Here is a 12,887-nt window from a genome sequence, read left to right on the forward strand (position 1 = left end):
CTAAGATTAGTATATCATATGGGAAGGAAAAAAGAAGAGGCTGTCTCAAAAGGTCGTCTTTCTTCAAGGAGGATACAATATATAGTTTTACAAAAGTGTTTCGTGCGTATATATGGTGATAAGAAAGGGTATCCCGATACTTTTGGGACACCCTCTTTCTTCATTAACCATCATCTATGTTCTGAAAAAGCTTATACCCCCGCATAGGCCAAAAAGCCGCCGTCGACTGGAACGGTCACTCCCGTAACAAATCCACTCATTTGATCATCCACTAACCAAAGAAGCGTTCCCAACAAATCTTCAGGTTTTCCCAACCGCCGCATCGGTGTATGGGATAAAATTTTCTCCGTTCGTTCTGTATACGACCCATCCGGGCGTTTGAGAAGATGTTCATTTTGTTTTGTCAAAAAGAATCCTGGCGCAATGGCGTTGACGCGGACCCCGATCTCGGCGACATGTACAGCCAGCCATTTGGTAAAGTTTTCAATTCCCGCCTTGGCCGCACTGTATGCCGGTACTTTTGTCATCGGCCGCGGGGCGCTCATCGAGGAAATATTAATGATCGTTCCTCCTCTGCCAACCATCTGTTTAAGGAAGTGCTGCGTTGGAATGATCGTACCGAGAATATTTAAATCAAAAACGTAGGAAAACCCTTCTGCTGTCAAATCAAAAAAGGTTGTAATCTCGTTGTTATCAAGATCTTGCAACTCTAATATTTCTTTTGTTGTAATGCCATGCGGGTGGTTGCCGCCCGCTCCGTTAATCAGAACATCGCACGGTCCATATACATCCATTACCATTTCCGCTACCTGCCTAACACGCTCGACATCAAGCACATCGCATGCAATAGCCAACGCCTCTCCACCTTGTTCGGTGATCTCTTTTTTTACTCTTTCTGCTTTCTCCAGCGTCCGGTTTAAAATAGCAACTTTCATCCCTTGACGAGCAAGCTCTTTCGCCATGTAGCTGCACAGCACTCCGCCCCCGCCTGTGATGACTGCTACTTTTCCCTTCAAATTTGGATGGATGGGGAGCATGCTTTCTCTCCTTCCCGTTTTCTTCTTTCATTCTCCAAACTATCCCAAATGCCTAACAAATACATAATGCCAAGCGCCCGATCATACAGTCCGTAGCCAGGGCGCGCTTGTTCATTCCAAATCATCCGGCCGTGGTCTGGTCGGATGTAGCCTTGAAAATCGGCTTCATGCAACGCCTTCATAATCTCGCATATATTCAGTGAACCGTCGCAGCTGCGATGGGATGTTTCCTCAAAATCCCCATTCTCATACAGTTGGATATTACGCACATGGGCAAATGGAACTCGTCCAAGGCGCAGGAAGTGACGGAAAATATCAGGAATATCATTGTCCGGATTGGCCCCAAGCGATCCAGAACATAATGTTAATCCGTTCGCTGGGCTATCAACCATACGGACAATTTTATCTAAATTCTCTTTATTCGTTGCAATTCGTGGCAAACCGAATACCGACCATGGCGGGTCATCAGGGTGAAGAGCCATTCGAATTCCACATTCCTCTGCAACAGGAATGATTTGTTCTAAAAAGTAGCGCAAATGGTCAAATAGATCATCTTCGGTTATCCCTTTATATAGCGCAAAAAGAGGCTTGATCGTTTTCAACCGTTCCGGTTCCCAGCCAGGGAGCAAAAACCCGTTGGCTCCACTTTCGATGCAACGAATCATTTCTTCCGGATCGATCTGTTCAATCTTTTGTTTCTCGTAGGCGAGCACCGTCGATCCATCAGGCCGCCTTTTCTCTAAATCGGAACGAGTCCAGTCAAAGATCGGCATAAAGTTGTAACAAATGACTTTGACCCCGGCTTTCGCCAAGTTGCGGATTGTTTGTTTATAATTTTCAATATATCGTTCCCGGGATGGCAGCCCGAGTTTAATATCTTCATGAACATTGACGCTTTCAATGACTTCAAGATGAAATCCTTTTTCGTTCACTTGCCGCTTTAGTTCCAATATGTCTTCGAGCGGCCATACTTCACCGACCGGAATATGGTACAGCGCTCCGACAATTCCTTCCACTCCTGGAATTTGCCGAATATGTTCCAATGAAACCGTATCATAGTCCTTGCCGAACCAGCGAAACGTCATTTTCATGGCAGTTCAATCCCCCGTTCATGGCAATTCGAAATATTGCTTGGCGTTGAAATAGCAGATGTCTTGGACGATTTTTCCCAAAAAAGCATAATCTTTTGGAACCTCTCCTTTTTCTATCCACGAACCGATCAAATTGCATACAATTCTACGAAAATACTCGTGACGTACATAAGATAAAAGGCTTCTTGAATCGGTCAACATGCCGACAAACGTGCTTAACACGCCAACATTGGCGAGATCGGTTAAGTGTGTTATGATGCCATCTTGATGGTCGTTAAACCACCAAGCTGCCCCAAATTGAATTTTTGCCTTTATCCCCTCTGATTGGAAATTTCCAGCCGCTGACGCAATGATATAGTTGTAAGCTGGATTTAGTGTATATACAATCGTTTTCGGCAATTGGCCCTCCCGCTCCAAATCATTAAAAAAGGCGTTTAATGGCTTAGCAAGGAAAAAATCATTAATCGAATCATAGCCTGTATTCGGCCCGAGGCGTTGAAACATCTTTTCATTTGTATTTCGAATCGAGCCAATGTGCAACTGCATGACCCAACCAAGCGAGTGATACAATCGAGCTAAGAAACATAAAGTAAATGTTTTATATTTTTCCTCTTCCTCACGACTGAGGGAAAACCCATCCTTTCTTTTTTGAAAAATGATGTTTACCTCATGCCAATCGCACTCGGCATGCGGCATATATTCAAGTCCGTGGTCAGCCATTCGGCATCCCATCTCATGAAAGTAGCGCACCCGGTTCTCAACCGCCTGTAGCAACTGGTTGTAATCGACAATCGATATACCGGTCACCTCTCCCAGTTTGTTTATATAGTCTAAAAATGACGAGCGATTGATCTCTATGATCGAGTCAGGTCGAAACGATGGCACGACTTTGACAGAAAAGGACGGATCTTGGGCAATTTTTTGGTGATCCGCCAAATCGTCGAGTGGATCGTCTGTTGTCCCGATCCATTCAACATTCGATTTAACGATGAGAGAGCGGGCCGAAAACTCTTCCTGCTGAAGCATCTCATTGCAATGATCCCATATTTCCAGCCAAGTCTGCTCATTCAAGAGGGCATCGATCTGAAAGTAGCGTTTTAACTCTAAGTGCGTCCAATGGTAGAGTGGATTCCCGATGCAGTACGGAACCGTTTTCGCCCAAGCTTGAAACTTTTCCTCAGGAGAAGCATTTCCTGTAATATATTCTTCTTCCACTCCCAATGCCCTCATCGCTCGCCATTTATAGTGATCTCCTTCCAACCAAAGCTCAGTCATATGATGAAATCGGCGATCTTCCGCGATCTCCTTGGCGCTTAAATGGCAGTGATAATCAATGATCGGCAATGATTTGGCGTAGTCATGGTACAACACCTGAGCATGTTTGTTTTGCAGCAAAAAATTCTCGTGAATGAACGAATGCACGGCTCCTCCCCTCTCCTTTGCAAAAACAAAATTCATACGAAATAATGAGGATATTGCCTTTTTAATACATCTTTCTCAACTTCGACAAGCCGCAGATGCTCCTCCATTACCTGGCGTACTTTCTCAGCTTCTCTATTGGCAATCAACCGATAAATTTGCTTGTGATGGGAAATAATAATGTCCCAATCCAAATCTGATGACAACCTAAGCACACGCAAACGATTGAAATGGCTGTTTAAACTTTGAATCATTTTCCACGAACGTGACATCCCGCACCCATCGTAAATCAACTGGTGAAACTTTTCGTCAAGCTCAAACAGTTCGAGAAAATTCCCTTTTTCCGCGCACAGCTCTTGCATCGTAATGTTTTTTTCGAGCTCGAACAAATGGTCTTGGCGGAATTTCGTACAAGCTAAAGCCGCCACTTCCTTCTCGACAATTTCGCGAATAAAACGCCCTTCCTCCACATGACTCAAATTAATGCGGGAAACAATCGTCCCACTTTGCGGAATGATATCAAGCAATTCTTCTTGCGCGAGTTTGAGGAACGCTTCGCGCACTGGGGTGCGGCTAATATGAAGCTGCTCAGCGATTTCTTTTTCCGAAATTTTCGTCCCTGGTTCAAGCTCAAGGCGCAAAATTTTTTCTTTCAGCATGTCGTACAACTGGTCGCGCGCTGAACCTCTGTTGGAACTTTTAATTTGTTGGCTCTGCTGGGAAGTAAAAATCACCTTTCGATTCCCCTTTTTCTCTATGTTATATACTAGTATGGCAGCAACAGAATAAACCCATCATCTGCATTTTTCTTTTTTTTTAATGTAATGCAATAAAATATTTCCTGTCAAATCCCTCTATTCTATTACTCACGCAGTCACCCTCTTTTTTCGTTCTTTTTGTACAATAGAGACAAACTCCGCGGCACGTTCAGTAATAGCTTCCAATTCACGATTTTCCCATCCGCGTTTGACGTTCACTAATGAGCTCCCCACGCCGACTGCATCCACTCCTGCTTTTATATACTCTCCGACCGTTTCTTTATTTATCCCCCCTGTCGCCATCAAAGGAATATGTGGGAGCGGTTCTTTCAAGCTCTGGACATATTTTGGTCCAAAAACATGGGCAGGAAACACTTTTACGATGTCGGCGCCGTGTTGAAAGGCAGTCACAATTTCTGTTGGCGTCAATCCGCCGGCAATGCTGACGACATGGCATTGTTTTGTCGCTTGAATGACGTCGATGGAAAGTGATGGGGAAACAGTAAAACGCGCTCCAGCTGCAATTGCTTGCCGTGCCGTCTCAGCATCAAGCACCGTTCCCGCACCGACCAAGATATCTTCCAACTCCGTTGCTGCTGTTCCCAACGCAGCCAATGCCCCGGACGTTTCCATCGTAATCTCAATGATTGGAATTCCCCCGCGCTGCAAAGCCAATGCAAGGGAAATAATATTATCTACCGTCGCCCCACGGATGACTGGAACAACACCAATCTCTTGAATCGTTTGCCGTACATCCATGCCATTCCCTCCCTCGTTATTATCGGGTGACGTCCTCTCCTTGCTGATTGATCCACCGTTCTACGTCTCCACGTTCTGGCATACCGTCAGCATCCCCCTCGACCATTGTCACCAGTGCACCAACCGCATTTGCTCGGCGTATAGCCTCCGCTAGGCTGAGGCCATCGAGCAACCCAGATAACAATCCAGCTGCAAATCCATCACCAGCGCCGACCGGATCAACAACATGTTTAACGGGAAACCCAGGAACATATTCATTGTGTGTAATTTGAAATGGCCCTGCCAAAACACTTAAACGCGGAAACCCAGGAACATATTCATTGTGTGTTGCCGTAAAATAATGCGCTCCGCTTGCGCCGAGTTTGATGACAACGAGCGATGAACCGCTATCGAGCAGCTGTTTCCCCCATTTTTCAACCGGCCGATCGCCGAACAAAAATGCAGCCTCTGCGGCCCCGGGGAGGACAATATCTGCCTGGGCAGCGATGCGAAGTAGCACCTCCTTCGCTTCATCTGCTTGGCTCCATAGTTTCAGGCGTAAATTCGGATCAAAGACGATCTTCACCCCACAACGGCGAGCGATGGCGATGGCCGCAAAAATTGTCTCTCGACAGCTTTCGCTTAATGCTGGAGTGATTCCGGTAATATGCAAATACTTCGCCGCAGCGAGATACTTCTCATCCAAATCGGCCGGCGTCAGCCGACTTGCCGCTGATCCGCTCCGGTAGTAATAGACCCGTGTGTCGTTTGGTCGCCTTTTCTCCTTAAAATAAAGGCCAGTAGGGGCTTCCGGATCGATTTTTGTTCGACTGACATCGACTCCTTCCCCTTGTAAGAAAGACAAAATCGCTTTTCCGAACTCATCATCTCCGACCTTGCTGATCCATCCAACCCGATGGCCCAAGCGCGCAAGGCCGACAGCTACATTTGACTCCGCACCGCCAATCCGTCTTGTAAATGTAACCGCCTGCCTCATCAGCCCCCCGCTTGCCGGAGTAAATACTGCCATCGACTCACCAATCGTGACAACGTCCATCTCAGCCCTCCATAGTAACCATTTTGATGAAAAATACTTCAACTTTTCCCTAAACTTTCGTTATCATGAAGAGTACGATGTCATTTCACTATCATCTAAGCCGACATACGTGCTTGTTTCGTCATGGATTTGTTCAATTTCAATCAGTGTCACTTCATTTTTTGTCAGTACAATAGGCAGACGAATAATGCCATCCGTTGTTTTCCGTTGCTCTGTCGTAACATGCGGCTGCGCTACTTGGCGCAATGTTTCCACCGCTTGACGGCTTGGAAAACGGGGACGTCCCATTTGCTTCCATACCACCCACGGGTTCCCGTACTTTTCATTGACTGTTTGCCGCTTGATAAAGACATCTGAAAATGGAACGGGAATGTCAAGCTGCACTTCTTTTGTAAACCCTTCTCCTTTTTCCATCACTAAATTCCAAAGCACCACGGCGATCGATCCGTCTTTCCGCCTTGTCACAATCATCTCGGAATCACGATAAAGCAACTCCTCGCCCAAAGCATTAAAGAACGTAAAGGCGTGGAACGTTGGCTTTGGAATGGAATGAAGCGCCACTAAGCCGAACCCGCCGTGGAACAACGCCTTCGGAACGTCCATTTCCTCAAATACATCGCTGAACGTCCAGTACGAAAACGAGTCTACGTAATCTCCCCCTTCACTTAAAATGCGGGCAATATACGCAGCGTTCAACGCTGTATCATGAATCGGATTAATCGGGCTGTACGATGTGTTATATTCAGTAATATGGAACGGCAAATGTGGAAACGGAGACTGGCGAATCAACGCGCGCACCGTTTTAAATTGTTCAAGCATGTCTTCCGGCGGTTCGAGTTCCTGATAGTAATATTCAAATGTCTTTTTATGTGGCCTTTTGGATGTATATGCGTGGCGGCTGACAAAATCTACAGGCACCTCCCGTTCGGCGCAGAACTGAAGGAAGTCAGCAATCCACTCATCGCTCCCCCCACAGATGGCCGGCCCCCCAACTTGCAAATGAGGATCGACGCTTTTCACCGCCCGGGCCGTCACCTCATACAGCTTAAAATATTCTTGTTTGTTTGCACCCTTCCAAAAGTTTACTAAATTTGGTTCATTCCAAACTTCAAACGGCCATGTTCTCACTTCCTCAATCCCATATCGTTCGATGAAATGGAAAACAACAGCGATAATCAGATCACGCCACTTATTATAGTCTTTCGGGGGAGTGACATTGCCCTTCCAATAAAAGACCGTCTGTTCTCCTGAAGCAAGAGCGCTTGGCATAAACCCCAACTCGATAAATGGACGAATGTTTAAGTCCAAATAGGAATCAAGAATCCGATCGATATACGTAAAATTGTAAAAAGGCTTCATTTCTCCGTCGATTTCAACTTCCCGGTAAATTCCAACTTCATCGGAAAGCAAGCCATGGCCGCGGATGTATTGAAATCCTATTTTCTCTTGCACGAGTTTCAAGTGATCAAGATATTCCTTTTGCAAGGCAAGGCCAAGCCGCCCAGTGCCAACACAAAATTTCCAGTTCTTTTTAAACTGCGCCCTCCCGTTGCTTGGCACGTTTACGACCTTCATGCTCCTCTCCCCTATTCACCGATAAATTTTTCGCCCATATTGGTCATCAATCCCTGACTTCCGGTAAAAGTACGTATTGATGACATCACGCCATTCTTTGGCATGTTCCACTTGAATGGTTAATCGCTCTAATACATCATTATACCGTTTTTCGTCAATTTTCCCCTTCAGCTGTTCCCATCGCTTTTTCAACTCCTTCGTCTGTTCCACTCCTTTAAAATGAGTGTTGTAAATATGTTGAATGACCGTTTCCCCTGAATGCAACCGATGAGTGTACGGAACGTGATGGAAAAACAAGAGCAGCTCATCCGGACAAGTGTCAAGTGACTCATACATCGCCGCATTTTCCGGAAAGTATTGCGCCGTATACCCAGTTCCGGTGGCAACCGTCCGGTCAACTCCGATCCCGTCGCGGTCGGCGTAATGGTATGTCCCCCAATGCGAATATTCATATCCATCCACATTAGGTCCATAATGGTGTCCCGGGTTCACCATCCAGCCGACGCCAAGCGGAGAGGTGTAATTTTCATAGATTCTCCATGAAGCAAGAAGCATCCAGCTGACCGCTTCGATGACTTGTGGATCGTCCCCGAACGTTTGCACGATCCATTCGTTCGCAATCTCTTCGGCGGACAAATCCGGATTCCAAGCGAGCCGCCCAAATCCATATAAGTTCGCTTGCGCCAACGTATGCCCGGTCCAGTTTGGGTCATCACCAACATTCGACACCCCTGTTATCCCGCTATAGTGATAACCAAATAGGGAACCATCCACTACTTTTTTGACTTTCGACCCTTTTCCCTTCGCATACGTATCAAATTCAAGCACCTCTTTCCACTGCGGGATCAAAAAACATAAATGCTTTTGCTGCCCTGTATATTCTTGCGTGATTTGCACTTCCATCATTTGGTTCGTATTTGGCATGGCACCAAATAACGGTGAAACCGGCTCCCTTACTTGAAAGTCCATTGGGCCGTTTTTAATTTGCAAGATGACATTCTCGCGAAACTGCCCGTCCAATGGCTTGAAGTGATCATATGCCGCTTTTGCCCGATCGGTCGTCCGATCACGCCAATCTTGCTGGCAGTTATAGACAAAACATCTCCAAATGACGAGCCCCCCAAACGGCACCAACGCTTCAGCCAACATGTTTGCCCCTTCCGCGTGATCGCGCCCGTATGTAAATGGGCCAGGGCGGAACTCGGAATCCGCTTTGACCACAAAGCCGCCAAAATCAGGGATATATTGATAAATGCGTTTAGCCGTTTCCTTCCACCACCGTCGCACCTCGGGATCAAGCGGATCCGCCGTTGGAAGCCCCCCAATCTCAATGGGGCTCGCGTAGTTGATGCTCAAAAACGTTTTGATTCCATATGATCGGAAGATATCCGCCACTTCCGCCACGTCCGGCAAAAACTCTTCGGTAATTAATTTCGTCTCTGTTTGGTGAACGTTGACGTTGTTGATCGAGATAGAGTTAATACCGACGGAAGCGAGCAACCGTGCGTAATCTTTTATGCGTTGTTTTTGTTTTACGAACTGACCATCGGCAAAGAAAATCGATCGCCCAGCATACCCGCGCTCAATGCTGCCATCCATATTGTCCCAATGATTGATCATGCGCAACCGGTTTTTTGGCTGCTCGACAATCGACAGATGAGCGATGTTCTCACCCATTTGCAATAACCGGAGAAAATGAAAGGCGCCATACAGCACACCGTAATCAGTTTTCCCAATAATGCAGACACGAAACGGCCCGCCATGGGCATCGGATCGAATCACATACCCTTCAGGATGAACGAGTTCCGTCTCCTCACCCCCCACCAGTTGCCGTCTGAATTCTTCATCCTCGAGCGTCCCGAGCCAAACCGCGTTGATTGTTTGTTTTGTTTCCTGCACCACCTGCGGCTCGATCCCCACCATCGAGCTAAGGCCATTCCGGAGTTCTTCCACTGCTACCCGAAAAATCGGGGATGTTCCTTTGGCCACAATCGCTTCAAACCATAATGGATCATATTGATCCTTCCGCTCATATCGCAACCAACAAGGCTCGTATCCCGTCGGCACGTTCGCTTCCCCCTTTTACTCTTTTTCCGCTCCCAACACAATCCCTTTCACGAAAAACTTTTGCACAAACGGATAAACAATCAGCATTGGCAAAGCAGCGATAAAGATCTGTGCCGCCTTCACTGTCCGTTCAGATAAGTTTTTCAATGTTTCCGCATCGACGCTCATTTTTGTGAAATCTTGTTGAACAATAATCGTTTGCAAGAACGTAGATAACGGGTAATGTTTCACATCTGACATGTAAATCAACCCATCAAACCATGAGTTCCAATGAAAAACCATCGTAAAGAGCGAAATCGTCGCAATTGCCGGAACCGAAATCGGCAAATAAATTTTCCAAAAAATCGTAAAATGATTCGCTCCATCCATTAAAGCAGCCTCTTCAAGTGATTTCGGCACCGAGGTGCGGAAAAAGTTCACAAGCAAAATTAAGTTAAATGAGCTGACGGCCGGCGGCAAAATGAGCGCCCAAATCGTATCCGTCAATCCGAGTTTGGTCACCACCATATAAGTCGGAACGAGACCGCCATGGAACAACATCGTAAACACGAAAAACCACATATACAGCTTCCGCCCGCGAAACGCGCCATCGCTTTTAGACAGCGGATAGGCAGCGCATAACATGACTCCCATGGAAATCAACGTCCCTAATACAACACGCAAAAACGAATTCCAAAGGGAGCGCAAAAAATTTTCATTTCCAATCGTTTTCTCATAAGCGTCCAATGTAAAGTCGACTGGCCACAGTCCGACTAAATTGGCCGTCGCCGCTGCACTGCCGCTGAATGAGACGGCTAAAATATGGATGAGAGGTAAAAGGCAAAGCACGGCAATAATCGTTAAAAGGGTATAGTTAAACACAGTAAATAGTTTATAAGGCAAGCTTTTTTGATAGTGATGATACATAGACCTCCCCCCCTTAAAAGATTTTATAGTTCGCGTATTTATAAGCGAGACGGTACCCCGTGACCACGAGAATAAAGCTAATGACCGATTTAAACAACCCTACAGCTGTAGCATAACTGAAATCCCCATTCAAAAGGCCGACGCGGTAAACATACGTATCAATAATATCGCCCGTTTTGTAAACAAGCGGATTGTACAAGTTTAAAATTTGATCAAACCCAGCGTTTAAAATATTCCCAAGCGACAATGTCCCAACAACGATGATAATCGGCAACATGGAAGGCAACGTGATGTAGAACGTTTGCTGCCAGCGGTTCGCTCCATCCACAATGGCCGCTTCATATAACGATGGATTAATCGAAGTCAGCGCAGCTAAAAACACAATCGTGTTAAATCCGCATTCTTTCCACACATCCGTAACGACAACAACGGTACGGAACCAATCATTGTCTCCAAGAAAGAAAATCGGCTGAATGCCAAATATGGATAAAAAGCGGTTGACAATCCCTCCTTCAGGAGAAAGCATGTCGATCAAAATCCCGCCAAGAATCACCCATGACAAAAAGTGCGGCAAATACACGATCGTTTGAACAGTCCGCTTAAACTTCATCACGTATACTTCGTTGAGAAGCAACGCAAACGCAAGAGGCACGCCGAGGTTAAAAATGATTTTTAATGTCGAAATCACCAATGTATTCCATATGACTTGACGCGCATCTTCATATTCAAACATCGTTTTAAAGTGTTCGAGGCCGACCCAGGGCGAATGCAAAAAACCGAGCCACGGCTCATAATCTTGAAAGGCCATGACCAGCCCGAACATCGGAATGTATTGAAAAATAAAGACGATGATTAGAGCAGGAAGCAACATGGCATGCAGCTGCCATGTTCCTTTTCTTTTCCGAGCCCTTTTGACTTCCACAGCTGCCGTTTGCCCTTTGACATCTACGGCTGACTGCATACGCTTTCCCCCTTTCGGCTTTTCAGCACCATCCCTTGTGAAAAAAGCAGGTGCGAACATCGATTGTGAGTTGACCCATTGTTCCGACTATGTCCGCACCCTAATCGTCACAAAGCGTTACTTTGCTCCTTTCACCGATTGATACCATTCATTGACTTCTTTTGTAATTTCTTTGCCGCCAGAATCCTCCCATTTTTTTACAAACTCATCAAATGCGCTAAGCGGCACACGTCCGTAAATAATATTGGCGAACGTTTCCCGCTCCATTTTCGTCAAAAACTCTCCGCGTTTTTGCATTGTTTTGGTCGGCGGCCCTGTAAATTCATTTACAATGCGGTATTGGTTTTGCTGATTGACAATTGTACCCGCTTTCATGTATGACTCGCCTTGGGAAACAATTTTTGTATATTCATAGGCGTTCTTCGGCTCGCGTTTTGTTGTATACAATTCTTCAGCTAATTCATAAAGCATATACGGAACGGTTGGAATATCTTCCGTTATAAAATACTTCCCTGGATCGATCTTTCCACCGGGGATTTGGTTCGGATCGTAAACAGGCTTCCCGTCTTTCATCACATAGTCATAGCCTTCAAATAGCCCATACTTGAAATATTTCGAATCGTTGTAAATGTAGCCATAAATGGCATCTAAGTATTCAAAAAACTTGTCCATATGTTTAAAATTTTTACTGTAGATGAGCAATTTTCATAACAATAATTACCATACAAAAAGAGACAAACAAGGTACCCTTTATGCCACATGGAGCTGTTTTTTGACAACATCAATGGGAATATCTTGCTTCGCTGCATAGTAAATGAACTCGACGAGACTATGCCCTTTCTTCGTTCGGAGAAGGTCAAGCCCAGTAGAGAAATCCCGGTTGGACTCGACCATACTGTACACATAAGCGAGTTGCACCAAGATCCAATACCGTTTCACCGCCCGACGTTGACGAACGCGGTACCCATCGAGCTTCAGCTGGTCTTTCGCTTGTCGAAAAAAGCATTCGATCGACCAACGCTGGGCATAGTAGCGCAAGATCTCTTCATCGCTTAGCTCCCGGTCGGTGCTCAAGACGCAGTGAAGATGTTCGGGTGTCATCGGCTGATCGGCTTTCCAAGCCAACAACACAACGGCATCATCGAGACCTTTCAGCGCTCCCTCGTAGCGATACACGCGATAACGCTCTTCTCCCACCGTGACGAGATGGGTGTCGTTCGGTTCGATATAGCGGGCAAACTGTTTGGCTTGGATGGCGATGCCTTTCGGATAGAGAAT

At 46.1% G+C, this 12,887-nt stretch carries 11 protein-coding genes and 1 pseudogene; all 12 read right to left on the reverse strand.

Annotated elements, in window-relative coordinates; all coding sequences use genetic code 11:
- Nucleotides 1-191: 191 nt before the first annotated feature.
- On the reverse strand, nt 192-1,037 hold the full coding sequence (locus BM278_RS02705; RefSeq protein WP_013877027.1) for an SDR family oxidoreductase: 846 nt from the start codon (nt 1,035-1,037) through the stop codon (nt 192-194).
- Nucleotides 1,013-2,128, reverse strand: a complete 1,116-nt coding sequence (gene uxuA / locus BM278_RS02710; RefSeq protein ID WP_013877028.1) for a mannonate dehydratase — start codon at nt 2,126-2,128, stop codon at nt 1,013-1,015. The genes BM278_RS02705 and uxuA overlap by 25 nt, the downstream gene beginning before the upstream one ends.
- 18 nt (nt 2,129-2,146) lie before the next feature.
- Complete coding sequence (gene uxaC, locus BM278_RS02715) at nt 2,147-3,586, reverse strand: glucuronate isomerase (RefSeq protein ID WP_049788003.1); 1,440 nt, start codon at nt 3,584-3,586, stop codon at nt 2,147-2,149.
- Nucleotides 3,583-4,281 carry a GntR family transcriptional regulator gene (locus BM278_RS02720; protein WP_013877030.1) on the reverse strand — a complete coding sequence of 233 codons (699 nt, stop codon included), beginning with the start codon at nt 4,279-4,281 and terminating at the stop codon, nt 3,583-3,585. Before BM278_RS02720 ends, uxaC begins: the two co-directional genes overlap by 4 nt.
- A 132-nt stretch (nt 4,282-4,413) precedes the next feature.
- Complete coding sequence (locus tag BM278_RS02725; protein WP_090947850.1) at nt 4,414-5,064, reverse strand: bifunctional 4-hydroxy-2-oxoglutarate aldolase/2-dehydro-3-deoxy-phosphogluconate aldolase; 651 nt, start codon at nt 5,062-5,064, stop codon at nt 4,414-4,416.
- A gap of 19 nt (nt 5,065-5,083) precedes the next feature.
- The gene (locus tag BM278_RS02730; protein ID WP_090947851.1) at nt 5,084-6,100 is read right to left on the reverse strand and encodes a sugar kinase; all 1,017 of its coding nucleotides are present in this window, start codon (nt 6,098-6,100) and stop codon (nt 5,084-5,086) included.
- Between the two features lie 63 nt (nt 6,101-6,163).
- Nucleotides 6,164-7,675, reverse strand: coding sequence for a GH39 family glycosyl hydrolase (locus tag BM278_RS02735; protein ID WP_013877033.1), 1,512 nt, complete (start codon nt 7,673-7,675; stop codon nt 6,164-6,166).
- 15 nt (nt 7,676-7,690) lie between these two features.
- Nucleotides 7,691-9,742, reverse strand: coding sequence for an alpha-glucuronidase family glycosyl hydrolase (locus BM278_RS02740; RefSeq protein WP_090947852.1), 2,052 nt, complete (start codon nt 9,740-9,742; stop codon nt 7,691-7,693).
- A 15-nt stretch (nt 9,743-9,757) separates the two neighbouring features.
- Nucleotides 9,758-10,648: a carbohydrate ABC transporter permease gene (locus BM278_RS02745; protein WP_013877035.1), complete on the reverse strand. Its 891-nt coding sequence runs from the start codon at nt 10,646-10,648 to the stop codon at nt 9,758-9,760.
- A 13-nt stretch (nt 10,649-10,661) separates the two neighbouring features.
- Nucleotides 10,662-11,609, reverse strand: a complete 948-nt coding sequence (locus BM278_RS02750; RefSeq protein ID WP_090947853.1) for an ABC transporter permease — start codon at nt 11,607-11,609, stop codon at nt 10,662-10,664.
- A 117-nt stretch (nt 11,610-11,726) separates the two neighbouring features.
- Nucleotides 11,727-12,299: pseudogene (locus tag BM278_RS02755) on the reverse strand (extracellular solute-binding protein); the annotation flags it as partial.
- A 60-nt stretch (nt 12,300-12,359) separates the two neighbouring features.
- The coding region (locus BM278_RS02760) for a transposase (RefSeq protein ID WP_143093413.1) at nt 12,360-12,887 on the reverse strand (528 nt) is incomplete at its 5' end.

This window comes from Parageobacillus thermantarcticus (genome assembly GCF_900111865.1).
Lineage (GTDB): Bacteria > Bacillota > Bacilli > Bacillales > Anoxybacillaceae > Parageobacillus > Parageobacillus thermantarcticus.

Excerpts from the sequence above, each read along its gene's own strand:
- BM278_RS02725 (WP_090947850.1), bottom strand. The coding sequence starts at position 5,064 with ATGGATGTACGGCAAACGATTCAAGAGATTGGTGTTGTTCCAGTCATC.
- BM278_RS02745 (WP_013877035.1), bottom strand. The coding sequence starts at position 10,648 with ATGTATCATCACTATCAAAAAAGCTTGCCTTATAAACTATTTACTGTG.
- BM278_RS02750 (WP_090947853.1), bottom strand. The coding sequence starts at position 11,609 with ATGCAGTCAGCCGTAGATGTCAAAGGGCAAACGGCAGCTGTGGAAGTC.
- BM278_RS02730 (WP_090947851.1), bottom strand. The coding sequence starts at position 6,100 with ATGGACGTTGTCACGATTGGTGAGTCGATGGCAGTATTTACTCCGGCA.
- uxuA (WP_013877028.1), bottom strand. The coding sequence starts at position 2,128 with ATGAAAATGACGTTTCGCTGGTTCGGCAAGGACTATGATACGGTTTCA.
- BM278_RS02705 (WP_013877027.1), bottom strand. The coding sequence starts at position 1,037 with ATGCTCCCCATCCATCCAAATTTGAAGGGAAAAGTAGCAGTCATCACA.
- BM278_RS02735 (WP_013877033.1), bottom strand. The coding sequence starts at position 7,675 with ATGAAGGTCGTAAACGTGCCAAGCAACGGGAGGGCGCAGTTTAAAAAG.
- uxaC (WP_049788003.1), bottom strand. The coding sequence starts at position 3,586 with ATGAATTTTGTTTTTGCAAAGGAGAGGGGAGGAGCCGTGCATTCGTTC.